Origin of the sequence: Tepidibacter hydrothermalis (assembly GCF_029542625.1) — a bacterium.
Taxonomy (GTDB): domain Bacteria; phylum Bacillota; class Clostridia; order Peptostreptococcales; family Peptostreptococcaceae; genus Tepidibacter_A; species Tepidibacter_A hydrothermalis.
In genome coordinates this window covers 3554925-3580370 of the sequence record NZ_CP120733.1, presented here as the reverse complement: position 1 = coordinate 3580370, position 25446 = coordinate 3554925, and the positions used below count along the sequence as shown (strand labels likewise).

The window sequence follows — 25446 nt, the reverse complement described above, 5'->3', positions numbered from 1 at the left end:
AATATGACTAATAAATAGGCATTAGTAGAAAAAACTACTAGTGCTTTTTTGTATATAGAATATTATAAATGATACTATTCACATTAAGAATATTTGAAATAAAGAGAATTTTATAAAAAATCATACTAGATATTGGTAATATTTAATAAACATTTTCTTATAGAATGAAGATGCAAAACTAAATATTAGGTACCGATAGAATTACTTTAGAAAATGCTATAAATATTTATTAGGAATTATGTTGATATTTAAATATATAATATAAACTTAAAACAATTGTTTACCGATAAATAGATTATAAGAAATTATGAGGAGCGTGTTTTTTTATGAGAATAGATTCGTCTATGGTTGAAAAGCAATTTACAGGAGTTAAATCAGAAATACATAAATCACCAAAAATATCTCAAGGCAAAGAAGATGTAGTAAAACAATCTGAGAAGAAGGAAGAGAATGTATCTTTTCCAGGAGAAAAAAAATTAATAGAGGCTGTTGAAAAAGCAAATAAAGATCTAGTAGGTGCAAATAGTCATCTTAAATTTTCTATACATGAGAAAACTAAAGAGATTATGATAAAAATTGTAGATAATGATACTGATGAAGTAATAAAAGAGCTTCCACCAGAAAATATAGTTGATATGATTGCAGAAATGTGTGAAAAAGCAGGTATATTTGTAGATAAAAGAGGGTAAAGGGGGAATTTAAATGTCACCAATGAGAATAGGTGGATTAGCATCAGGGATGGATACAGATACAATGGTAAAACAGCTTATGGATGCTGAAAAAGTAAGACTTAATAAATATAATCAACAAAAACAGACAAAGTTGTGGACTCAAGAAGCCTATAACGATGTTAATAAAGATTTTGCAAATTTTATAATAGATACTAAGAAAGATTTAGATATTGGTATATCAGGAACTGTAAGTGGAGCTTCTTGGCTTAAAAGTGCTTCATCATCAGATGAGGATATATTTAAAGTAAGTGCTAGAGCTGGAGCAGTTGAAGGAAACCATAAAATGAGGGTTAAACAACTTGCAAAAGGGGTAAATGTAGCAAGTAAAAGTGATGTTACTAATGATAAGTTTGATAAAGATGGAAGTATTGAATTTAAAGTAGATGTAGATGGAACTGAAAAGACTGTAACTGTAAATTATACAAAAGATGATACACCTGATACTTTAGCAACAAAAATAAACTCAGCTGTTAACAAGGATGGAGACTCTTTAGGACTTAAAGCGAGCTATGATTTAGGATCTAAGAGGTTTTTCTTATCAACTGAAAAAACAGGTGAAAAATCTCAAATAAAGGTTACTTCTGATAGCGGTAATATAATAAATGGTAAATTGAACCTTGGTATGGAAGATAGACTTAAGATAAACAAAGATGGGTCAGTGGAAAGTAATAAGGCTTTGAAAAATGAAACTCTGGGCGATTTAATACCAGATTCTTATTGGGATGCAGATGGAAAATATAAATTTACAATAGGTGGAAATGATATTACATTATTGAAAACGGATAAATTGGATGCGTTAGAAGCTGAAATTAATAAGATAGATGGATTGGCAGTTACGTATGATGAAACAAAAGCTGAAGGGGATATATTCAAAATAGAAGCATCGAAAAATATTGATTTAAAAATAGAAGATGAAGCAGGGTTCTTAAAATCTAATTTAGGATTATCTGGAGTTGAAAATAATCTTAAAGGCCAAGATGCTATAATAGATTTTGATGGAGCTGAGGATATAACATATTCTTCAAATCAATTTACTATAAATGGAATCAGTATTGATTTGAAATCTGACCCAGAAAATGATATTAAAGAATATAACATAAGTGTTGATACCGATGTAGATGCTGTTTATGATAAAATAAAAGGATTTGTAGATAAATATAACGAACTTATTGATAAGCTAAATAAGAAGACATCTGAAAAGGTATATAGAGACTATAAGCCTTTAACTGCTGAAGAAAAAAAGGCTATGGATGATAAAGATACAGTTAAACTATGGGAAGATAAAGCGAAATCTGGTCTTTTAAGAAATGATGAACATATAACTAGAATATTAAATTCAACAAGAACAGGACTTTATGAAAGTGTTTATACTGATTACACTAAACATGCTAATAAGGAACCTGATAATGGAAAGCTAACAGGATATTCTCATATATCTCAAGTTGGTATAACTACTGGTAAATACCAAGATAAAGGAAAGTTGAAGATAGATGAAGATAAATTAAAAGAGGCTATTCAAAACGATGTAGATGGAGTTATGGATTTATTCTTTAGTAAATCTGATATAACTGAGTCTAGTATAAACAGTGCATCTTCATCAGATGAAAAGAATAATCTAAGAGCTGAAAAAAGAGCAGAAACAGGACTTATAACTAGACTTTTTGACGATATTACGGATGGAATGAAGGGCATAATAGATAAATCTGGAACAGGAGAAAACTCAGATCTTTATAGAAAAGTAAAATCTAATATACTTATAGACTTTGTTACTAAGAGTGGTTCTAAGAGTTTACTTGATAAAGATTTAATGAACTTAGAAAAACAAATAATAAGTGAGAATTCTAGATTAGCAAAAAAAGAAAGTGCTTATTATAAAAAGTATGCAGCTATGGAGACTGCTATGAATAAGATGAATTCTCAAAGTTCGTGGTTGGCATCTCAATTAGGTTAGAAATATTTTTTAAGGGGGGAATTAAATATGGCTATGAAAAATCCATACGCTCAATACAAGCGTCAAGCAGTTAATACATCTACTCCAGAAGAGTTAACGCTAAAATTATACGAGGGTTGTATTAAATTCATAAATATAGCAATGATTGCTATAGATGAAAAAGATATTCAAAAGTCGAATACAAATATATTAAAAGCTCAAAATATTATAAATGAACTTAATATAACATTAGATATGAACTATGAAATATCTAATAATTTAAGATTAATATATGACTATTTGCATACAAGACTTATAGATGCTAATCTAAAAAAGGACAAGTCTATACTTGAAGAAGTTAAAGAGTTTGTAGTTGAATTTAGAGACACTTGGAAAGAAGCTATGAAGTTAGCTAGACAAGGAAAGTAGGTAATTTTAATGAGCGTAAATGAATTAATAGATATTTTAATTCAAACTAGTGAAATTAAGTACCATCTAATGAGTGAGGTATACGATATAACTAAAATACAAGGTATTCATATAAAAAATTCCAACACAGATTCTCTTCTTGAAAATATAGAAAAGAAACAAGAAAAAATAGATGAAATAGACAAACTAGATAAGAAATTTTATTCAGCATATATAAATATAAAAGAGAGTTTAGGAATAATTTCTCTTGAAGATATAGACACACAAAAATATCCTAATATCAAGCATTTAAAGCAAACTATAGAAGATATATTAAGTGTTACGAAAGATATAGATAATTTAGATAAGGGAAATAATCAAAATGTAAAAAAAGAATTTGATAAAGTAAAACAAGAATTAAGTAATGTAAAAAAAGAGATGAAATCTTTAAGTAAAAATGTAAGAGCTTATAAAGGATATAACAATAAATATAATCATGCTCAAGGCGTATTTATAGATAATAAAAAATAAAAGGAGGAGACTGTATGGATATTGGAGCTATGTCAATTGGTCTTAGCCAAGCCAAGCTTGCACAACAAGTAAGTCTTTCTGTTATGAAAATGGCAATGAATTCATCAGATCAGAAATCGAATATGATTAATGAAATGATGAATACTAGTGTTAAAGCTATGGAAAAATCAGTTACACCTCATTTAGGAAATAATATTGACATCAAATTATAAATTTGATAAAATATTGTGGTTGATATTATAGGTCTGTGGTTGAAAGTCCAAGCCAGTCGCAGGCAAAAGGATCCACGTAAGTTAATTCAAAAGCGAGTTAATGATCATGGTGCGGCTTAGAGGTAAGTCCTGCCGATACAAAATCGAGAGGGTTAGTAGTGAGGCAAACCCGAGCGAAATCTCCAGCAGGCGAGTGTGGGGTCAAAAATCAGGTCAGCTATAATATTAAAAAAAGAGCATCTATGTAAAATGGACCCTTTGTCAAGGACATTATAAAAAAAGGGTTAAGCTGCATTCAAAAGATGATTTCTAAATTGTTTAGGAGTCATCTTTTTTAATCCCCATTGACATCTATAATTATTATAGTAATCCATGTAATTATCAACTTTATTAATTACTTCTTCAAGTGTAGAACATGTTTTGAAATCTACTTCATCCTTCATATGACCAAAGAAGGATTCTTGAGGTGCATTATCCCAGCAGTTACCACGTCTAGACATGGATTGTCCTAGATTATGGCTTTTTAGTAATTTTTGGAATTTAGGGCTTGTATAGTGGACCCCTTGGTCAGAATGGATAAAAGCTTCATCATGTAAATCAGCTTTATGTGTATTAACTAATTTTTTAATTGTAATTGTAGCTATATCTAAAGTAATTCGATCAGATACATGATATGCTAGAATATCGTTACTAGAGCTATCTTTGATAGCTGATAAATATGCCATTTTATTTATCCCGTAAGGGATGTATGTGATATCAGTAAGTAGCACCTTGCCAGGAATACCCTGTTTGAAATTTCTCTGTAGCAGATTAGGTACTACTCTATGTTCTTTTGTCGCTTTGGCTATTCTTCTATACGGATTGGCTTTTCTTATAGGACATACTATACTGTATTTTCGCATAATCCTTTGGATTTTTTTTCTACTGTATATAATACCAAACTCATTTTCTAGTGTCATTTTAATTGATCTAGAACCTTTCTTATAACCTCTATAATTATAAGCCTTTAATATAATATCTCTAGCTTTTAAATCTTCATTCTCCCTTATAGTTCTAGAAGGTGCTGTCTTTAAATAATGATAATAACCTGAACGTGAAACCCCTAAAATTGAGCAGCAATAAGAAACTGTGCCTGAATAATCTTTTTTAGACACAGTCTTTAAAATTAACTCATATACTTCATTATTTGTTAGATTTACGCAGTTGTTTACCAGCCTCCTTTCTGTCACGTCGAGCTTTTTTAGCAATTCTAATTGTTCCTCAAGCAGTTTTATTTTAGCTTCTTGTTTGCTAATAATATCGTCCTTTGAAACTGGAGCATTACTTGGTCTGCCTGAATTCACTCTTCTAGTATCACTTAATCCTATAATTCCATCTTTCTTGTACGCTTTTATCCATCTGGCTGCCGCCTGTTCATAGCGCTTGACACCAAGTATTTCAACGTCAAATCCAGCATCAATGAAAATAGTTCGTGGTGTGCTTCCTCTTAAATACTCCTCAATAAACATTATTTTAAACTCGTCAGAGTATGTTATTGACTTCTCGCTAACGCGCTTTACATAAGGGTTCTTATTTAATCTTTCAATATTGTCTTTTGAAAATGTAATTTTACTCATACTAAAGGCCTCCATATTCAATGATAATTATACACAAAAAAGTACCTATAAACTAGACACTCTTTTTTATGTGTCCAATCTATAGGTACCATTTTAATGTAGATGCTCTTTTTTTTATATTATACTGTAAATATATTAGTTTAAATGTTGAAATTTGAATATTTTAGTGGCTTTTTAAAAAGTTCGACAATTTAGAAAAATTAAAAACTAACAACCTTGTGGACTTTTGTCAAAAAAGTCCACAACTAAAAAGCAGTTATAAACTTTATTCACAGGTTTATACACATTATCCACAGGTGAAGTTAAAAGTTATCCACTGTAGATTTGGATAACTTTAATTATAAATATTAACAAATTAATATATTGTATAATATTAATTTATTTTGTCTTTTAATAAAGCTAAAATTAATTCAAATAGAATATTTGCTCGAATGAATTTTTGAATTTGCTACAAATATAAGGTTGAATCCTATTTGTAAAATTTTAATAAAAAATGATTAATTTAATTCTAAAAAAACTGTTTTAATAAGATATTAGTGGGTAAAATAATATTAATAAAATTTATTTTGAAATAAGTATTTTTAAAATTCAAATTTTATATTATAATAAATATAATTTAACAATATTTACATAAATAAAATTATAAAGAATATATTATATAAATCTACCTATATATAATATCCAATATTTTTATAATGAATAGTAAATTATACACTTTAAAATTTATAAGGTGGTATATAATTTACGTTATGAATTTCAAAGAAGTCTACATTTAAGATTTTATAATAAAGACTTTTTTATAATTATTTATGTAATATAGTAAATAGTTTATATAACGGAAGGGGATGGCTTTATGAAATTAACTATAGTGGGAAAAAACATCGAAATAACAGATGGAATTAGATTATCAATAGAAGAAAAGTTAGGTAAGATAGACAAATACTTTAATAATGATATGGATGTTAGAGCTACTATTAGAGCTAAAAAAAGCAGACAAACTATAGAAGTAACTATAATCCCTGTAAGTGGAAATATAATAAGAGCTGAGGATTCAGAAGAAAATTTATATGCAGCTATAGATGTAGTTGTAGATAAGTTAAGTAAACAACTTAGAAAATATAAAACAAAACTTATAAATAAAAGTCAAGATAATGCAAGTATCAGATTTGAGAATATAGAGAGTTCAATTGAAAGTGAAGATGATACTGAAATAAATATAGTTAGAAGAAAGAAATTTGGTATAAAGCCTATGAATGAGGAAGAAGCTATACTTCAAATGGAGCTTTTAGGACATAATTTCTTTGTATTTACAGATTCAGAGACAAATGAAATGAGTGTAGTATATAAGCGTAAATCAGGTGATTACGGTATAATAGAACAGGCATAAAAAGGTGGGATATATATCCCACCTTTTATTATATATAATTTGAAATTTACATTAATATAATTTTATTTATTAACGTGGCTATGTTAAAATATATATTAATGGAAATTAATATATAAAGAGAGGTAAAAAATATGAGCTTTTTAGAAGATTTATTTGGATTTTCAGGAAAAAGAGAAATAAAAAAGATTGAAAAGATTGTAGATAAGATAGATGCTATAGAAAGTAAATTTGAAAGTATGAGTGAAGAAGAATTAAAGAATATGACTAATGTCTTCAAAGAAAGATTAAGAAATGGAGAAACTGTAGATGACTTATTAGTTGAAGCTTTTGCAGTTACTAGAGAAGCTTCAAAGAGAGTTCTTGGAATGAGACATTATAGAGTTCAGTTAATAGGAGGTATAGTTCTTCATCAAGGAAGAATTGCCGAGATGAAGACAGGAGAAGGTAAAACTTTAGTTGCAACAGCTCCTGTGTACTTAAATGCTTTAACTGGAGATGGAGTACATGTAATAACAGTTAATGACTATCTTGCTAAGCGTGATAAAGAGTGGATGGCTAAGTTATATGAATATATGGGATTAAGTGTTGGAGTTATAGTTCATGGACAAACTCCTGAAGAAAGAAAAATGCAGTATGATTGTGATATAACTTATGGTACTAATAATGAGTTTGGATTTGACTACTTAAGAGATAACATGGTTATACATAAGGAGCAGATGGTTCAAAAGAAATTAAACTTTGTAATAGTCGATGAGGTAGACTCTATATTAATAGATGAAGCCAGAACGCCTCTTATAATATCTGGTGCTGGAGATAAATCTACAGGGCTTTATTTTGCAGCAGATCAATTCGTTAAAATGTTAAAGAATGAAGAGGATTATGTAGTAGATGAAAAAGCCAACTCTGTATCATTAACTGAGGAAGGTATTCAAAAGGGAGAAAAATTCTTTGCTGTTGAGAATTTAACTGATATGTCCAATATGGAAATATATCATCATATAAATCAGGCATTAAAAGCTCATAATCAGATGAAAAAGGATGTTGATTATGTAATTAAGGATGGAGAAATAGTAATAGTAGATGAGTTTACTGGAAGACTTATGTTTGGTAGAAGATATTCAGATGGATTACATCAAGCAATAGAGGCAAAAGAGAGTCTTAAAGTACAAAGAGAGTCAAAGACACTTGCAACTATAACATTCCAAAACTACTTTAGAATGTACAAAAAGATTTCTGGTATGACAGGTACTGCTAAAACAGAGGAAGAAGAATTCAGATCTATCTATGGTATGGATGTTGTTCAAATACCAACTAACAAACCTATTCAAAGACAAGATGTATCAGACTCTATATATAGAACTGTAAATGGTAAGTTCAAAGCTGTTGTAAGAGAGATAGAAGAAAGACATAATAACAATCAACCAGTTCTTGTAGGTACTATATCTATAGAAAACTCTGAGATTTTATCTACTATGCTAAAGAAAAAGGGTATACCTCATAACATACTTAATGCAAAGCAGCATGAAAAAGAGGCAGAGATAGTATCTCAGGCTGGAAAATTAGGTGCAGTAACTATAGCAACTAATATGGCAGGTCGTGGTACGGATATTATACTTGGAGGAAATCCTGAATTTTTAGCTAAGAAAGAATTAAAGAAAAAAGGATATACAGATGAGGTATTAGCACTTGTAACATCTCCTATAGAAGTTGACGATGAATATGTTCAGATGGCTAAAAATGAGTATAATAAAATTTACTCTCAAATAAAAGAAATAACAGATAAAGAGCAAAGAGATGTATTAAATGCTGGAGGTCTTTGTATAATAGGTACAGAAAGACATGAGTCGAGAAGGATAGATAATCAGCTTCGTGGTCGTGCTGGACGTCAAGGAGATCCTGGAGTATCTAGATTCTATATAACACTGGAAGATGATCTTATGAGATTGTTTGGTAGTGAAAAGATTATGGGAGTTGTAGATAAATTAGGAATGGAAGAAGATATGCCTATAGAGCATAAGATACTTTCAAAATCTATAGAAGGAGCTCAAAAGAAGGTAGAGGGTAAGAACTTCTCTATAAGAAAGCACGTTCTTCAATATGATGATGTTATGAACAAACAAAGAGAAATAATATACAAAGAAAGAAGAAGTGTTCTTCAAGGAGAAAATATAAAAGAAAATATAACTAACATGATAAAAAATACTGTAGATAGTTCTGTTATGTTATATACAGCAGATAGTGACTATCCTGAAGAATGGGATTTAGAAGGTTTAAAGGAACATTTATACAATACATTCCTACCAAAAGGATGTATAGAATTTAATAATATAGAAGAACTTGATAGAGATAAGATAAAAGAAGACATAATGGATACAGCACTAAACATATATAATAAGAAGGAAAATGAAATAGATTCTGAAAGAATGAGAGAAATAGAGAGAGTTATATTACTTCAAGTAGTAGATACTAAGTGGATGGATCATATCGATGCTATGGAACAATTACGTCAAGGTATAGGTCTTAGAGCAATAGGTCAAGAAGATCCTGTGAGAGCATATCAATTTGAAGGATTTGATATGTTTGAAGAGATGATAAAATCTATTCAAGAAGAAACTATCAAATATTTATACAACTTTACAGTAGAAGAAAAAATAGAGAGAAAACAAGTTGTTGATATAGATAATTTATCTACTGCATCAGATGAGCCAGGAAATAAAACTGTTGTAAAAGGTGAGGAGACAGGAAGAAATGAAGCGTGTCCTTGTGGCAGTGGTAAAAAGTATAAAAAATGCTGTGGAAGAAATGTATAGGAGGGTTAAATGCTTAATATTCAAGAATATAATCAAAGAATAGACGAGATGAAAAATTCAATAGAAGAATTGAGGGCTTCTCTTTGACATAGCAAAAATAGAATATAAGATACAAGAACAAGAAAAGAAAATGTCTGAACAAAATTTCTGGGATGACAATGAAAAAGCTCAAAGCTTGCTTCAAGAAAACAAGATGCTAAAAGAGAGTATAGAAGAATTTGAAAATCTAGAAAACTCTTTAGAGGATATAAATGTATTAATAGAACTTGCTCTTGAAGAAGATGACTTATCTCTTGAAAAAGAGGTAAATAAATCTATAGAAGATTTAGATTCAGATATAGACAAAATGAAAATAAAAACTCTTTTAAATGGAGAGTATGATAAAAACAACGCCATAATATCTTTACATGCAGGGACAGGTGGACTTGATGCTCAGGATTGGGCAAAGATGTTACTTAGAATGTATACAAGATGGGCAGATAATAAGGGCTATAAAGTTGACTTGCTAGATATAATAGCAGATCCTGAGGCTGGAATAAAAAGTGCTACATTGTCAGTAGAAGGAATTAATGCATATGGTTATCTAAAAGGAGAAAAGGGAGTTCATAGACTAGTAAGAATATCTCCCTTTGACACATCTGGAAAAAGACATACATCATTTGCATCTATAGACGTACTACCAGAGCTTGATGATAATATAAATGTAGATATAGATCCTAGTGATCTAAAAATAGATACATATAGAGCATCAGGAGCTGGAGGACAACATGTAAATAAAACAGAATCTGCTGTTAGAATAACTCATATACCAACAGGGGTTGTGGTTCAATGTCAAAATCAAAGATCACAACATTTAAATAAAGATAAGGCTATGAAAATGTTAATGGCAAAGCTTATAGAGTTGAAAGAACTAGAGCAAAAAGAAAAGATAGAAGATATACAAGGTGAATATTCACAAATAGCATGGGGAAGTCAAATAAGATCATATGTATTCCAACCATATAAGTTGGTTAAAGATCATAGAACTAACCTAGATATTGGAAATGTTCAAAGTGTAATGGATGGAAATCTAGATCCATTTATGAATGAATATTTAAAACATACCAAAAAATAAGGAAGAGACTAAGTCTCTTCCTTTTCTTATCTACATCATCACATCAACCAACATACCCTTTATTCCATCAAGTTTTTTGATTACAGAAAGCCTATCTACCTCTTGTCCTATAAACTCTTTAGTTAGTGAGCTAAGCTCTCTATCTACATTCTTTACAATTCCATACACTCTATGACGACCTCTTCTGTCTAGAAAGTTTTGTTGAGAGAAAGAATGAGAATTATTAACGGCTACGTTAAGGAACTCTTTTACTAGCTTTTTATATTGAATCAAATCTTTAAGATACAGTTTTTCACCTATCTTGTCAGACTGCTCACTTATTTTATCGTAAAGCTCTGTTAAATGTTCTTTCACTTTATCAGACTTTATATTTTCAAATTTAGCTTTAAATTCGGCTCTTTTAATTTCTTTTGATTTATTAACTTTATTAACACTGGATATCTGATTTATATTATTAACTGGATTAACATTGTTCAAAACCATATCTCCTCTCTTTTACCCACTATATTATATATTATCGGCAAAATAAATAGAAATTTTAAGGATTTTATATTTTTTTAGAAATTTCACTTTTCATATGCAGGTATAGTATGAAAATACCATATAAACTTATAATTAATTCATGTCGATAACTAATTATAACTAATTTAAAAGGAGGAGTATATGATAAATAAAGTTTCAGCTGAAGCTGCATATAGTGTGGCAAGTGATGCTTATAATAACTTGAATACAACTTCAAAGGTCAGAGGTACGGTTGTTGAAACTAGTGAAGATGATGTAACTATAGATGTTGGAGATAAGAAACTTCTTAATCTAAAGGTTAAAGAAAATATAGATGCAAAACCTGGCGATACAGTGGTAATAGATAAGAAAAATATAATAGAATCTAAAAAAGTAGATGATATTAGAAATAAAAAAATAACCCAAAATGACAAATTAGAATATTCGGATATACTAAAAAGATTAGATATAGATGTGAATGATGAAAATTTAGAAGCGGTTCAGACTCTTAAAAACAATGATATAAGTATAACTAAAGAAAGTATTATGTCGTTTGTATACAGTAAAAAATCATTAGATGATATTATAGTAAACTTAGATTATGATAGTGCAGTTAAGATAATGGACAAGGGTGTTGATATTGAGAATGATTCACTTCAAAAGATAGCAGATACCATAAAAGAAGTAAAAAATGAGAAGGACGGATTTTCATTTTTAAAATTGTTTAAAAATAAAAAAGAGCTTACAACTGATGAAGCAGAAAAAATAACTGAGAAATTGTATGGAAGCAAGATGGGTAAAGATATAACTGATATAGTAAAAACTTTACATAAAAAGAATGTTAATATAACTAAAAAAAATATAGAAAGAATCAATGATATATTCTATAAATTAGATAAACTACAAGATATAGAAGAAGAGACATTTATAGATACGGTAAAAAACAATGTAAGTCCTACAATAGATAACTTATACAGTATAAAGAATTTCGTAAAAAAGGGAGCAATAAAAGTAGCTGATAAGATAAGTTCTATATCTGTTAAAGCATATGAGTCTTTATTACCTAAGCTGAATAAGATTACACAAAAGGAACTTAATTTACTAAAAGATGATATAAAGGAAAGTCTTGATAGAATGCAAATAGGGGTTACTGACGATAATATAAAACTTTCTGAGAAAATAATAAAGAATGAATTAGAACTTACAAAAGAAAATATCCAAAGTATAAATGAAATGAAGGAAGCTTTGGATTATATAATTAAAAACTTAGATAAAGAAAATGTATCATCTATGATAAAAGAAAATTTAGATATAGAAAAAATGGATATAAGAGATATAGCTGAGAAGTTAAAAAATACAGATAACATTAATAAAATATCTAATATAGAGGGAAAAGAAGTATCTAATATAATAGAAAAACTAGAAAATTTAAAAGAATTAGATGAAACTGATTTAGTTAAATTAGTTAAAAAAGATGTAGATTTTAATTTGAGTAAATTAAATAAAATCATATCAAACCCTAATACGGATAATGACCTTATAAAGAATACGGTTAACTCTATAGGTAAGATTACACAAGTTTTTAATGATGTAAAGAATTTAGATTTTAATATAATTTCATTTAACTTAAAGAATAATGTACCTATGACGTTAAATAACATAAATGTATCGAATAAAATTATAAATAAAAAAGATTATATGAATTTAGAACATAAAAAATTGGATATGCCTACAAAACTTCAAAAAAACAGTGAAAATATAGTTAAAAAACATGTAAAGGATAATATTAATTTATTCAAAACACAAGACAATGATAAAAAAGTAATGGATTTAAATAAGGCATTTGAAGTAGCTAAGTCTTTGGTACAAAATAAATTAAGTTTAAGTAGAACCAATATTCAAAAGGTATATAGTGCATACAATCAATATGAATATATAAAAGATAATCTTACAAGTTCTATGGTTAAAGAAAGCATAAAGCAAAATAATCCTATAGAAAATATGAGTTTAAAAGAAGCTGATAATTATATAAGAGAATTTAGCAATGCTGATAGGGCTAATATGAAGATAGATAAGTATATTAAAAAGCTAACTGATAATATAAAAAACATAAATAGAGAAAAAAATACTTGTATAGCTTTTAATATAAAGAATAATAGAGATATGACTTTGAAAGAAGTTCAAAGTACATCAGACTTTTTTAAGAATAAGAATCAATTAGGACATAAAATATCAGGCTTTTTAGATGAAATAAAAAAGAACGATAAACTTAATAAAAAAGAAGATAGTGAATTACGAAAATACGCTGACAAAATAGAAAATACGGTTAAAAAATATTCTGATAACATAAAAAAAGCGAATTTTAAACCTCGTAAGGCTCATGAAGATATAAGTGAAGATATAAAAAATATGAGTGAGAATATAGATTTATCTAAGGAAGCTAATAAAGATATTGATGAAAGACATAAGGATGTAAAAGAATCACTTGAAAAAAGTTATATACAAAATAAAGATGAAAAGTTCATACAATATCCAATTATGATAAATGAACATTTTTCAAATTTAAATATGTACTATAAAAACAGAAAAAATTCGTCTAAGAATATAGATAAGGATGATATGGATGTTGTAATTAGCCTTGATACTAAGAATTTAGGAAATATAAATATTCACTTAGGAGTAAATAAATCTAATGTTAAAGTTAAAATAGGATTAGACGATAACAACAATATAGGTTATATAAAAGAAAATAAAGATATATTGAACAACTTTTTAGAAGGTATAGGATATAACTTGGAAGATATAGAATTTGATTTTGATAAAGATAATATAATGAATCTAAATGATGAACAAGAAATAGAAAGTGATGTTAAGGGATTTTTGGATATCAAAATTTAGAGGAGATAATTATGAATAATGAAAATTTAAAGAATGATAAGGATTTAAATGAGGATATTCCAAAGGAATTAATAGATATTGTATCTAAAGTCCTACTTTTTGTTGAAAATATAGACGAAAGAAGGAATAAAAAAGAGTAAAGTTTTAGGTTATATAAGACGATAAGATAGATAGAATCATTAATAATACGGGGAGGAATTAATAGAATGAGAATTAATCATAATGTACCTGCTATGAATGCACATAGATTACTTAATGTTAATAATGCTTTTGCATCAAAGTCACTTGAAAAATTATCTTCAGGTAAGAGAATAAACAGAGCTGGGGATGACGCGGCTGGAATGGCAATCACAGAAAAGATGAGAGCTCAAATAAATGGACTTAAGATGGCTTCAAGAAACTCTCTTGATGGTGTATCTTTGGTTCAAACTGCAGAAGGAGCTATGGCTGAGATAGACTCTATGCTTCAAAGAATGAGAGAATTATCTGTACAAGCTGCCAATGGTACTTCAACAGATGAAGATAGAAGCGCAATACAAGATGAAATAAATCAATTAACTTCAGAGGTAAATAGAATAGCAAATGGAACAGAGTATAATACAAGACATATATTAAGAGGTAACGAAGGACCAGATAGTAACACGGTAGTTCAAAAAATGAGTACTGGAGAAGTTGCAAAAATAAAAACAGATGGATTAGAAATAAATGCACCTAGCGAGATATTAAAAACGGATTTAAAAAATAAAACACTTACTGTTGAAGTAAATGGTAAAAAAACAGAAGTAAACTTACAAGGATTTGACGGAGCTGATAATAAAACATTAACGGGCGAAGAACTTTTAACTAGAATAAATGATGCATTAGGTGATGATGCAGTAGCTGTTTTTACATCTGATTATCAGATAGAAATCAGAACTGAAAAACCAGGTGGAGCTCAAAATATAAAATTAGAGGGAAGTGCAGTTCCTACATTATTCAAAACAGGTTTTGACGCAACTAATAACAATAGAATAAACATATATGGTAAAGCAGAAGATTCAGGTGGAACATCACATGGAGCCTTTTATTTTGATAAAGCCCCAGAAGATGGATCATTCATAATCGTAGGTAATGAAAGAATAGATTTTTATGATAGCTCAAAAGCTCCTTATGTAGGATCTAATAAAGCTATAGACATATCAGCTGGAATACCTAAAGGGGATGTAAGTGCTGTTACAGAAACAAAACCATATGATCCTACAACTACTCCTGTTACAAATGGAGAATTTGAATTTGATATTGAGAAAGATTTTAAGGCAGGAGATATAATATTAATAAATGGAGTAGAGTTTAAAGCGGTAGAAAAAGCTTCAACTCCAGCTAAAGAAAATGAATTTGTAGTAGATACAGCAACTCCAAGTACTACTAATACTAATTTAGTAAATGCTATAAAAGGGCACTCTGAACTAAAAGAAATATATAAAACAACAGAAACAAAATTACAGACAGCAGGAAGTAACGCAGCTGACAAATTATCTTTTGATGCAGGTTTAGAAAATACAGCAACAGGAAACGATTTAAAGATAAAAATTTCTAGTACACTTAATGGTACAGATGATGTAAAGGCAGCATATGATTCAGCATCTAATACTATAACAATTAATTTAGCATCTACAACTCAAACAAAGAATACAGCAGCAGAAATAGAATCTAAAATTCAAGCTTTAACTAATGCTGATGGATTTGATTTCTCTAAGATTACAGTTACAGGAGAAGGTGGATATTCAACTGGCGGGGTAGCCGTAGCTAATAAACCTACTGCAGATGTTGATTTTGAATTCAAAGGTTTAGTAACATTAACAGGTTCTAAATTAAATTTTGAAACAGAATCACACACTAAATTAACAGCAGAAATGTCTAGAACTAAGAGTCCTGAGGACATAGTTGCAGAAATAAAGAAAAATATACAATTAAATGATGTTAAGTTCGAAATTAATCCTAATAATACAAAAGAATTATTATTAGAAGCTAAAGAGGTTGGATTCAATGGAAATTTAACAAGTCTTGAAGGAACGCTTGAAGAATTCAACACAAATTTACAAGTAGGAGCAAACACTGGACAATCATTCAGACTAGAAGTTGGAGATATTCGTGCTAAATCTTTAAGAATTTCTTCTGATAAGCCAACTGGAAATCCTGGGGTAAATGGAGCTGCTTATGTTGAGATAACTAATGTAACGGATGGAGTTTCTTCAACTAATGTAGAGTATGCAATAGATGTATCAGAAGAAGCGAAGGCATCTGCAGCTATTAAAGTATTTGATAATGCAATACTTGAGGTTACTAGAGAAAGATCGAAGCTTGGAGCTACTCAAAATAGACTTGAGCATACTATTGCAAATCTTGATAATACTAATGAGAATTTAACAGCTGCTATGTCACGTATAGAAGACACTGATATGGCACTTGAAATGGCTAACTTCCAAAAATTAAGTGTACTTCAACAAGCAGGAGTATCTATGCTTGCTCAGGCTAACCAACAACCGCAATCAATTCTTAAATTACTTGGATAAAATTAAAATCTAATTCAACTGGAGTTTTTACTTCAGTTGAATTCTTAGCTTTCAGATAAGATTGGAGGTAATTAGATGATAGAAAAAGAATATTTAGCTTCAAGAGTTGCAACAGCTAACGAAGCACAGCTTGTAGCTATAATGTATGAAGGGCTAATTGATACATTTAATGAATGTATTTCTAATCTAGATGAAAAAGAAAGTTTAGATATTTTGATGGATAAGTGTAGAGATATATTAGCAGAGCTTATGGCTACATTAACGGGAGATTCTGAAATAGCAAATAACTATAAGAGTTTATATTTATATATTAATAATAATATAACTGAAGGTTATATTACTAAGGATAAATCTAAGTTTGAAGAAGCTATAAAGGTTATGACTCCTTTATATGAAGGATGGAATGAACTTGGTGAAAAAATGTATATGGATAATATAAAGGAAAACAAAGGTCCTAAAGTTGTTGCAGGAATGACATATGGAAAAGGGTATGTTAATGAAAGTGTAATGAATAACCAGAATAGATGGGAAAAAGGATAGATGAAAAGTCTCGCATTGTAACAATGCGAGATTTTTTTTGTAATATAAAGTGAATAGTGACGGATGAAATTGAAAATAATTGAAAAAAAGTATGATATTACATCAAACTAGTTTTTGAATATATAGTTTTTTTGATATAATGATTTTATAAGTTTGAATAAGGAGCGATTAATATGAATATAGAGAAAATACTACAAGAAGAATTAAATTTAAAATCTTCTCAGGTAATAAATACTATAAAAATGATAGATGATGGAAATACTATACCTTTTATCGCTAGATATAGAAAAGAGATGACGGGAAATTTAAGTGATGTTGTATTAAGAGAGTTTTATGATAGATTAAATTATCTTAGAAATTTGAAAAATAGAAAAGAAGATGTTATTAGAATAATACAAGAAGGCGGAAATTTAACTGACAAAATAAAAAGTGATGTAGAAAAGGCTAAAACATTACAAGAAGTTGAAGATATTTATCTTCCATTTAAGCCTAAAAAAAGAACTAGAGCTACTATAGCTAAAGAAAAAGGACTAGAAAAATTAGCTCTATCTATAATGAATTATGATATAAATGATATAAATAGTGAGGCTAAAAAATATATAGATGAAGAAAAGGATGTTAAAACTGAAGAGGATGCTATAAAAGGAGCTCTTGATATAATAGCTGAAATGATATCTGAGGATGCTTCTCTTAGAAAGATTATAAGAAGAATAGCTTTAAATGATGGAGTTATATCATGTAAAGGAAGCACAGAGGAAAAATCTGTATATGATATGTATTATTCTTACTCTGAAAAGGTTAAGACTATGGCACCGCATAGAATTTTGGCTATAAATAGAGGAGAAAAAGAAAAATTCTTGAAAGTTAAATTAGAGCTTAACGAAGATTTGATTATAGATAAGATAAAAAATATTAATATAAAGAATAAATCTAATCAGTTGTCAAGTTATATTGAACAAGCTATAAATGATTCATATAAAAGACTTATATTTCCTTCAATAGAGAGGGAGATAAGAAACCATTTAACTGAAAAGGCACAGGAAAGGGCTATAAAAGTATTTGGAGAAAATATAAAAAAATTACTACTTCAACCTCCCGTTAAAGGAAATGTAGTTATGGGATTTGATCCTGCATATAGAACAGGATGTAAGATAGCCGTAGTTGATGAAAATTCAAAACTACTAGATACAACTACAATTTATCCTACAAAACCTCAAAATGATGAGGAAGGATCTAAAAAGGTATTAATAGAGCTTATAAATAAGTATAATGTAAATATAATAGCTATAGGAAATGGTACTGCATCAAGGGAATCTGAGATGTTTGTTGCCAATTTAATAAAGGAAATAGATAAAGATGTAAAATATATAATAGTAAGTGAAGCAGGGGCATCTATTTACTCTGCGTCATCATTAGCTACAGAAGAACATCCAGATATTAATGTATCTATAAGGGGAGCAATATCTATAGCCAGAAGACTTCAAGATCCTCTTGCTGAGCTTGTAAAGATAGAGCCGCAGCATATAGGTGTTGGGCAATATCAGCATGATATAAATCAAAAGAGGTTAGGATCAGTGCTAGAAGGAGTAGTTGAGGACAGTGTAAATGCTGTAGGAGTTGACCTAAATAGTGCATCTTATTCTCTTCTTCAACGTGTATCTGGAATAAGTAAATCTGTTGCTAAAAATATAGTATTATATAGAGATGAAGTTGGAGAATTTAAATCTAGAAAAGAACTTAAAAAAGTAAAAAGATTAGGTCCATCAGCTTTTGTACAGTGTGCAGGATTTTTGAGAATAGATCATTCAGAAAATATGTTAGACAATACAGGAGTTCATCCTGAAAGTTATGATGCATGTAAAAAATTAATAAAAAGATTAGGATATACACTTGATGATATAAAGAACAAAAATATAGAAGATATAGATGATAAAATTAAAAATTTGGGTATAGAAAATTTGAGCTTAGAATTAAATATAGGGGTTTTAACTTTACAAGATATAATAAATGAAATTAAGAAACCAGGGAGAGATCCTAGGGATGAAAGTATAAAACCTGTATTTAGAAGTGATGTTTTAAAAATAGAAGATATTAAAGAGGGTATGATACTTAAGGGGACTGTTAGAAATGTAGTTGATTTTGGAGCTTTCGTCGATATTGGAATTAAGAATGATGGATTAGTTCATAAATCACAAATGAGCGATAGATTCGTTAAAGATCCAATGCAAATTGTATCTATAGGAGATATAGTAGATGTTAAAGTTATACAAATAGACTTACAAAAGCATAAGGTGTCACTTTCTATGAAGGGGATTTAAATTATATGAGTATATGTAAATCATTAAGTATGGCGAGTAAGTTAAATAGTAATATGATACTTAGCACTAAACTTTATAAAGATTATACAATATTATTTAAATATATTAATATTATTTTACGTAAAGAAGGTAGAATAATTATAATAGTAGATGAGATTTATGAAAATGATTTTTTTGTTGAAGAAAAATTAAAAGAATATAGATTATATGAACACATAAAATCGGGTAGAGTTATTATAAAAAAACGTGAAGATTTTATAAATAATATGGGATTATTTTATGAGTTGAAAATAGAAAGTGAAAAACTAGGATACGAAACTAATTATATAGTAGGTATTTATTCTAGCGTTGTCAATATGAAAACAGAGCTTATAAAGAAGGCTATAGCAAATGAATATAAAATATGCTGTTATTATAATGTACTTGAATTATCAATAGAAGATTTACTTGAAATATCTGTTTATTATGAAGCTATATTGTTTGAAGATGATGAAACAATTGAAATATATAATAATAAAAAGATTAAAGAGCTTGAGTTGATATTACAAAGTATACGATCGTCAGTTATAGCAAAAAAAAATACATATGACAATGTAAAGGATCTTGAAAAACTCAATTCTTTTTTAGGTAGTGTAAATACAATAAACAATTTAGATGATTTTTTAAAGAAGTTTTTAGAGCTTGTAAGCAGTATAACTCTATGCAAAAGAAGTGGTGTTTTGACTAAATCTGAGTTTGAAAATTTTCAAATATATTATGAAATAGGAGATCCTTGTGAATGTGTTAGAGGTTATATAGATATAACATTTAATGAAAATGAATTAATAAAAACTGTCGAGAAAAACAACAAGGTCATGGTATTTTTGAATATAAATGAATTTACCGTTATTTATTTATGTTTTGATAAGAATAAAAAGCAACATATGAATAAAGAAATACTTGAAATATATTCCTCTTCTGCTAAAAACATAGTAAATTCATTTTTAGAAAAGATAAAGAATGATAGAATAATAAGTCAGAATGAAAAGCTAAAGGCGTTAGGTGAAATATCTAATGGAGTAGCACACGATTTTAATAATATATTGGCTACTATATCTGGATATGTCGATTTATCACTTGCCAAAAGACAAGATGACAATATTAGAGAATATTTGGAGATTATAAAAAGAGCTTCTCTTGATGGAGCTGAAATGTTAAGAAGAATTCAAGAGTTTACTAAGAACATAAGAGAAGAAGAAAATTCGTTTTTTAGATTTGAAAGAATTATGAAGATAGTTCTAAATATGATAAATCCTAGAATAAGCGATAAGAATATGCTTGGAATAGATATAAATATAAATGAAGAATTAAATGCTAAAGGACATGTTAAAGGTAGAGAATTTGAGATAAGAGAAGTTATAATAAATATTTTAAATAATGCTATAGATGCTATGCCTAATGGTGGGGATATAAATATAAAAACATATAATATGGATACAGATATTTATATTGAAATAGAAGATTCAGGTAATGGAATACCTAAGAACATTCTATCTAGAATATTTGATCCATTTTTTTCGACTAAAGGAGTTAATGGAAACGGAATAGGATTGTCCGTATCATACAAGATAATAAAGGACCATGGCGGCAGCATAAAGGTTGAAACTGAAGAGGGTGTAGGATCTAAATTTATAGTTTCTATCCCAACACATTTAGAGGAAGTTGTTAATATAAGTAATGAAAGTGAAAAAAAAGATGAGAAGTATCATAAAATATTAGTTGTAGATGATAAAGTACCAGTTGCAATGGCAACTGGAGAAATAATAAAAAGTATAGGAAAAGAAGTAGAGATATGCTATAGTGCTAAAGAAGCACTACAAAAATTAGAATTTGACAAATATGATTTAATAATAAGTGACCTAGCAATGCCGAACTTAAATGGGATAGAACTTGCTAAAAAAGTAAAAAGTAAATATGTGGATATAAAGTTTGTGTTAATGACTGGCTGGTTAGGAGATATAGATAATTATAATGATACGACTATTGATTATATATTAGAAAAACCATTTGGCATAGATGAAATAAAGAAAATATTGCAGATGCTAAATTAGGAGGAGTATGATGATTCAGTGGGGGAATATAGGGGTTATAGGTTCATCTAAACTATTTGCAGTAGATTTAATGAAAAAAACTATAGATGAAGCGCTGGATAATAATAGAAAATGTGCATTTTTAGGAGAAAAGAAATTACTAAACACTATAGGGAATTATAGAGATGATGAAGTTATAGTTATAGAGGATAATAAAATTGAAGTAGAAGAATATAAAAAATACTTTAATATGAGTATAGTGATAACTTCAGATTGGATACATAAATACAGATATTATATTTCGGAAAATAAAGAGATATACTTTGATATTATAACTAATAAAAATCATAGAATATTAACATTTTTTAATATAATTGATTTTGAAATCGAACTTATAGATAAATTTTTAGTAATCCATGATAAATTAATATTTGAAAATGAAAATGAAAGACAAAGTATAGAAGTTGAAGACCTAAGTAATATAAAATTTTTATTAAAATCTATAAAAAAATCTAAAATAGATAATCTAGATCTTCAAAAGAACAAAAAGAATTTGGAAACATTGAATAACTCTATAATAAACTTTAGTTTTGAAAGTGACATTGAAAAAATAACAAAAAATGTTATAGAAACTGTACTTGAAATAACAGATGCAGATTATGGTTCTATAACAGTATTATTTAGCAGCAATAAAATAGAAAAAGAATACTCTTACTCTAAGATAGATATGACTTATAGTTATAGAATACATTGTAATGGAGAAATAGTAGGAATATTAACCCTTGGATATCGAGAAAATTATAATAAAGGAAAAGCAGACGAATATATAATAGATGTTATATGCAGTAGTTTGGGAGATATAATATATGCAATAAAAGAAAAAGAAGAGGGGAAATTACTTAAGAAAACAGATAAAAATATAAGATATACTGGTGAACTTGCTGGAGGAATAGTGCATGATCTTAACAATATATTTTCTATAATAAAGGGATATACTCAACTTCTTGGCATAAATAAACAAGCGTATAATATAAAAGAATATATAAATATAATCCAAGATGGAGCTAATGAAGCTATAGATAAGGTTAAAACTTTGCAGGATTTCTCTAGAAACATAAAAGAAGATAAGAAATATATATTAATAAATGATATAATTAAAAAAGCCATAAAGACTACTAGGCCTAAATGGGAGAATATGACTTATATAAAAGGCAGAAATATAGACATAATATTGAATTTAAATAGTGAAAAAACTATATTCGTGCAAGAATCTGATATACAAGAATCAATTGTAAATATGATATTGAACTCAGTGGATTCTATGGAAGAAGGCGGAAATATATATATAAACACTTATGATTTAGATGGAGAAGTATTAATCGAAATAATAGACCAAGGAAAAGGAATGGATAAAGAAATATTAGATAACATATTTAAACCATTCTTTACTACAAAGCAAAAAAGTACAGGTCTTGGTCTTAGTATAGTTAAGAAAAATATAGAAGCGAATGAAGGAAATATAGGTGCCACTTCTATTAAAGGACAAATGTCTAAATTTGAAATACGACTGCCTATAAAGGAGGAAAATGAAGAATGTTATGCATAAAAAATGCTAAAATAAACACAGTGACAAATGGAATTATACAAGGAGATATATTAATCGAAAACGGTAAAATAAAAGAAATAGGAAAAGACATAGTGGTACCTCTAGATGTAAAAGTGGTAGATGCAAAAGAAAACTATGTATTTCCAGGATTTATAGACCCTCATACTCATGTTGGAATGTGGGAAGATGGAATGGGACATGAAGGGGCTGATGGAAATGAAGAGACAGACCCTATAACACCTCACTTAAGTGCTGTTGATGGAATTAATGCCATGGATAGAAACTTTAAAGAAGCATATGAGGGTGGAATTACAACTGTAGCAAGTGGTCCTGGAAGTGCTAACGTAATAGGAGGACAATTTATAGCTTTAAAAACATATGGAGATAGAATAGATGATATGGTATTAAAGACTATAGGAATGAAAATAGCTTTTGGAGAAAATCCTAAATCAGCATATGGAAAAGAAGATAAAACTCCACAAACAAGAATGGCTACAGCAGCTTTACTTAGAGAAACATTAAAAAGAGCTCAATTTTATCTTGAAGATATGATAGATTATGAAGAAGATGAAGATTGTGACAGACCTGAATACGATAATAAGTTAGAAGCATTGATTCCTGTTCTTAAGAAAGAAATACCACTTAAAGCTCATGCACATAGAGCTGATGATATATTTACAGCTATTAGAATCGCAAAAGAATTTGATCTAGATCTTACTATAGATCATTGTACCGAAGGCCACTTAATAACAAAGCATTTATCTAAAGAAAACTATCCAGTTCTTGTAGGACCATCTTTATCAGAAAGATGTAAAATAGAGCTTAGAAATTTAACATTTGAAACACCTGGAATTCTGTCTAATGAAGGACTTAATGTTTCTCTAATGACAGATCACCCTGTTGTTCCAATTCAATACTTACCTCTTTGTGCATCTCTTGCTGTAAAAGCTGGAATGGATAAGAATAAGGCTATAGAAGCTATAACTATAAATCCTGCTAAGGTTTTAGGTCTTGACGATAGAATAGGATCTATAGAAGTTGGAAAAGATGCAGATATAGTTATATGGAATGGGCATCCACTTGATATTCAAAGTAACGTAGCATGTACCATAATAAATGGTGAGGTAGTTTACTCAGCTTAATTTAAAATATTATATATTTAAAATTACTTTGACAAACTATTAGAAAAGTATTAATATTATATTATAAATTAAAACTAAAAAAGTATGAAGATAATCTTCAGGGCAGGGTGAAATTCCCGACCGGCGGTAAAGCCCGCGAGCCATTTAATGGCAGACTTGGTTAGATTCCAAGGCCGACAGTAAAGTCTGGATGAAAGAAGATGATAAGATAGTGTATGTATATGCATATCTATATCTATTTTGATTATTAAGCCTGAAGTTTAACTTCAGGCTTTTAATATTTAAGGGGGATATAAATATGTATAATCAAGCTACTACAAAGAAGAATCTTTTCACTACATCTGTTTTAGTTAAAATATCTATTCTATCTGTTATATCATATTTAATAATGTTTATTGAGTTTCCAATAGTATTTGCACCCGGTTTTTTAAAATTAGATTTTTCTGATATACCAGCTATAATAGGTGGTTTTGCTCTAGGGCCAGTGGCTGGAATATTTATAGAACTTATAAAAAATTTATTACACTTTATAACAAAAACTGATACAGGTGGTGTTGGAGAAATAGCTAACTTTCTAATAGGAGGAGCTTTCGTATTTATATCATCTGGAATATACCATCTTGGAAAGAACAAAAAGAATGCTATAATTGGATGCTTGATAGGAACAATAGGTATGAGTATAGTTGGAGCTTTAGCTAATCAGTATTTGCTTATTCCATTTTACGCAAATATGTTTCCAATAGATGCTATAGTTCAAATGGGAACTGTTGTAAACAAGAATATAGTAGATGTTAAGACTTTAATATACTATGGAGTTGTACCTTTCAATATATTTAAAGGTATTGTAATGTCTGTTGTTACAGCTATCTTGTATAAGAAGGTTTCTTGCATAATAAAGTAGATTCAGTAAAAGTAAAAACTAGTTAATGAGATGCAAAATTTCTGTATTTGGAATGAAATTAATATAGACACAATAAAAAAGGCTATGAATAATATTCATGGTCTTTTTTTTGCGAATTTTTTGCAACTATTTTACAAGTTCATGATAGTTTTATAAAATTAAAATTATATACTTAAATGA

At 28.6% G+C, this 25446-nt stretch carries 19 protein-coding genes and 1 riboswitch; of the genes, 17 read left to right on the top strand and 2 right to left on the bottom strand.

What is annotated here, in order from left to right; all coding sequences use genetic code 11:
* Nucleotides 1-326: 326 nt before the first annotated feature.
* The 5 genes from P4S50_RS16895 to P4S50_RS16875 are packed head-to-tail and all read left to right on the top strand — an operon-like array spanning nt 327 to nt 3812.
* Entirely contained in the window at nt 327-689 is a 363-nt protein-coding gene (locus tag P4S50_RS16895; RefSeq protein ID WP_277732008.1) for a flagellar protein FlaG, read from the top strand.
* 13 nt (nt 690-702) lie between these two features.
* Nucleotides 703-2682, top strand: a complete 1980-nt coding sequence (gene fliD / locus P4S50_RS16890) for a flagellar filament capping protein FliD (protein WP_277732007.1) — start codon at nt 703-705, stop codon at nt 2680-2682.
* A 27-nt stretch (nt 2683-2709) separates the two neighbouring features.
* Nucleotides 2710-3090, top strand: a complete 381-nt coding sequence (fliS, locus tag P4S50_RS16885) for a flagellar export chaperone FliS (RefSeq protein ID WP_277732006.1) — start codon at nt 2710-2712, stop codon at nt 3088-3090.
* Between the two features lie 9 nt (nt 3091-3099).
* Nucleotides 3100-3600, top strand: coding sequence for a flagellar export chaperone FlgN (flgN, locus tag P4S50_RS16880; protein WP_277732005.1), 501 nt, complete (start codon nt 3100-3102; stop codon nt 3598-3600).
* 14 nt (nt 3601-3614) lie between these two features.
* Nucleotides 3615-3812, top strand: a complete 198-nt coding sequence (locus P4S50_RS16875) for a YjfB family protein (RefSeq protein ID WP_277732004.1) — start codon at nt 3615-3617, stop codon at nt 3810-3812.
* Nucleotides 3813-4096: 284 nt separating this feature from the next.
* Here the strand turns inward: P4S50_RS16875 and P4S50_RS16870 are convergent, their stop codons facing one another.
* Nucleotides 4097-5428, bottom strand: coding sequence for an IS3 family transposase (locus P4S50_RS16870; RefSeq protein ID WP_277730718.1), 1332 nt, complete (start codon nt 5426-5428; stop codon nt 4097-4099).
* A gap of 853 nt (nt 5429-6281) precedes the next feature.
* On the opposite strand from P4S50_RS16870, the gene hpf reads away from it, so the two are divergent.
* From hpf to prfB, 3 genes are all read left to right on the top strand, one after another.
* Nucleotides 6282-6815: a ribosome hibernation-promoting factor, HPF/YfiA family gene (gene hpf, locus P4S50_RS16865; protein ID WP_277732003.1), complete on the top strand. Its 534-nt coding sequence runs from the start codon at nt 6282-6284 to the stop codon at nt 6813-6815.
* A 131-nt stretch (nt 6816-6946) separates the two neighbouring features.
* Nucleotides 6947-9625 (top strand): preprotein translocase subunit SecA, encoded by a 2679-nt coding sequence (gene secA, locus P4S50_RS16860; protein ID WP_277732002.1) that lies wholly within the window; start codon nt 6947-6949, stop codon nt 9623-9625.
* 9 nt (nt 9626-9634) lie between these two features.
* Nucleotides 9635-10739, top strand: a protein-coding gene (gene prfB / locus P4S50_RS16855; RefSeq protein WP_277732001.1) for a peptide chain release factor 2 whose coding sequence is annotated in 2 segments (ribosomal slippage) — nt 9635-9709 and nt 9711-10739 — 1104 coding nt in all. Because the reading frame shifts where the segments join, the coding sequence is not laid out codon by codon here.
* 30 nt (nt 10740-10769) lie between these two features.
* On the opposite strand, the gene P4S50_RS16850 is transcribed toward prfB, so the two are convergent.
* Nucleotides 10770-11222: a YaaR family protein gene (locus P4S50_RS16850; RefSeq protein ID WP_277732000.1), complete on the bottom strand. Its 453-nt coding sequence runs from the start codon at nt 11220-11222 to the stop codon at nt 10770-10772.
* 180 nt (nt 11223-11402) lie between these two features.
* Between P4S50_RS16850 and P4S50_RS16845 the strand changes: the two genes are divergently transcribed.
* The 9 genes from P4S50_RS16845 to P4S50_RS16800 all read left to right on the top strand — a co-directional run bounded on the left by P4S50_RS16845 (nt 11403) and on the right by P4S50_RS16800 (nt 25266).
* A complete protein-coding gene (locus P4S50_RS16845) occupies nt 11403-14138 on the top strand; it encodes a DUF6240 domain-containing protein (protein WP_277731999.1) in 2736 nt (911 codons plus the stop codon).
* Between the two features lie 11 nt (nt 14139-14149).
* Nucleotides 14150-14278, top strand: a complete 129-nt coding sequence (locus tag P4S50_RS16840) for a hypothetical protein (protein WP_277731998.1) — start codon at nt 14150-14152, stop codon at nt 14276-14278.
* Nucleotides 14279-14344: 66 nt separating this feature from the next.
* Entirely contained in the window at nt 14345-16690 is a 2346-nt protein-coding gene (locus P4S50_RS20110) for a flagellin N-terminal helical domain-containing protein (protein WP_331489643.1), read from the top strand.
* Between the two features lie 75 nt (nt 16691-16765).
* Complete coding sequence (locus P4S50_RS16825) at nt 16766-17230, top strand: flagellar export chaperone FliS (RefSeq protein WP_277731997.1); 465 nt, start codon at nt 16766-16768, stop codon at nt 17228-17230.
* 173 nt (nt 17231-17403) lie between these two features.
* On the top strand, nt 17404-19548 hold the full coding sequence (locus tag P4S50_RS16820) for a Tex family protein (protein ID WP_277731996.1): 2145 nt from the start codon (nt 17404-17406) through the stop codon (nt 19546-19548).
* A gap of 5 nt (nt 19549-19553) precedes the next feature.
* Nucleotides 19554-21638, top strand: coding sequence for an ATP-binding protein (locus tag P4S50_RS16815; RefSeq protein WP_277731995.1), 2085 nt, complete (start codon nt 19554-19556; stop codon nt 21636-21638).
* A 10-nt stretch (nt 21639-21648) separates the two neighbouring features.
* Entirely contained in the window at nt 21649-23223 is a 1575-nt protein-coding gene (locus P4S50_RS16810; RefSeq protein WP_277731994.1) for an ATP-binding protein, read from the top strand.
* Nucleotides 23211-24365 carry an amidohydrolase gene (locus P4S50_RS16805; protein ID WP_277731993.1) on the top strand — a complete coding sequence of 385 codons (1155 nt, stop codon included), beginning with the start codon at nt 23211-23213 and terminating at the stop codon, nt 24363-24365. Before P4S50_RS16810 ends, P4S50_RS16805 begins: the two co-directional genes overlap by 13 nt.
* Nucleotides 24366-24454: 89 nt before the next feature.
* Nucleotides 24455-24571: riboswitch (FMN riboswitch) on the top strand.
* 92 nt (nt 24572-24663) lie between these two features.
* Nucleotides 24664-25266 (top strand): ECF transporter S component, encoded by a 603-nt coding sequence (locus P4S50_RS16800; RefSeq protein ID WP_277731992.1) that lies wholly within the window; start codon nt 24664-24666, stop codon nt 25264-25266.
* Nucleotides 25267-25446: the final 180 nt, after the last annotated feature.

Bases quoted from the DNA above. Each gene is read 5' to 3' on its own strand.
- P4S50_RS16895 (WP_277732008.1), top strand. From the start codon at position 327: ATGAGAATAGATTCGTCTATGGTTGAAAAGCAATTTACAGGAGTTAAA.
- fliD (WP_277732007.1), top strand. From the start codon at position 703: ATGTCACCAATGAGAATAGGTGGATTAGCATCAGGGATGGATACAGAT.
- fliS (WP_277732006.1), top strand. From the start codon at position 2,710: ATGGCTATGAAAAATCCATACGCTCAATACAAGCGTCAAGCAGTTAAT.
- flgN (WP_277732005.1), top strand. From the start codon at position 3,100: ATGAGCGTAAATGAATTAATAGATATTTTAATTCAAACTAGTGAAATT.
- P4S50_RS16875 (WP_277732004.1), top strand. From the start codon at position 3,615: ATGGATATTGGAGCTATGTCAATTGGTCTTAGCCAAGCCAAGCTTGCA.
- P4S50_RS16870 (WP_277730718.1), bottom strand. From the start codon at position 5,428: ATGAGTAAAATTACATTTTCAAAAGACAATATTGAAAGATTAAATAAG.
- hpf (WP_277732003.1), top strand. From the start codon at position 6,282: ATGAAATTAACTATAGTGGGAAAAAACATCGAAATAACAGATGGAATT.
- secA (WP_277732002.1), top strand. From the start codon at position 6,947: ATGAGCTTTTTAGAAGATTTATTTGGATTTTCAGGAAAAAGAGAAATA.
- P4S50_RS16850 (WP_277732000.1), bottom strand. From the start codon at position 11,222: ATGGTTTTGAACAATGTTAATCCAGTTAATAATATAAATCAGATATCC.
- P4S50_RS16845 (WP_277731999.1), top strand. From the start codon at position 11,403: ATGATAAATAAAGTTTCAGCTGAAGCTGCATATAGTGTGGCAAGTGAT.
- P4S50_RS16840 (WP_277731998.1), top strand. From the start codon at position 14,150: ATGAATAATGAAAATTTAAAGAATGATAAGGATTTAAATGAGGATATT.
- P4S50_RS20110 (WP_331489643.1), top strand. From the start codon at position 14,345: ATGAGAATTAATCATAATGTACCTGCTATGAATGCACATAGATTACTT.
- P4S50_RS16825 (WP_277731997.1), top strand. From the start codon at position 16,766: ATGATAGAAAAAGAATATTTAGCTTCAAGAGTTGCAACAGCTAACGAA.
- P4S50_RS16820 (WP_277731996.1), top strand. From the start codon at position 17,404: ATGAATATAGAGAAAATACTACAAGAAGAATTAAATTTAAAATCTTCT.
- P4S50_RS16815 (WP_277731995.1), top strand. From the start codon at position 19,554: ATGAGTATATGTAAATCATTAAGTATGGCGAGTAAGTTAAATAGTAAT.
- P4S50_RS16810 (WP_277731994.1), top strand. From the start codon at position 21,649: ATGATTCAGTGGGGGAATATAGGGGTTATAGGTTCATCTAAACTATTT.
- P4S50_RS16805 (WP_277731993.1), top strand. From the start codon at position 23,211: ATGTTATGCATAAAAAATGCTAAAATAAACACAGTGACAAATGGAATT.
- P4S50_RS16800 (WP_277731992.1), top strand. From the start codon at position 24,664: ATGTATAATCAAGCTACTACAAAGAAGAATCTTTTCACTACATCTGTT.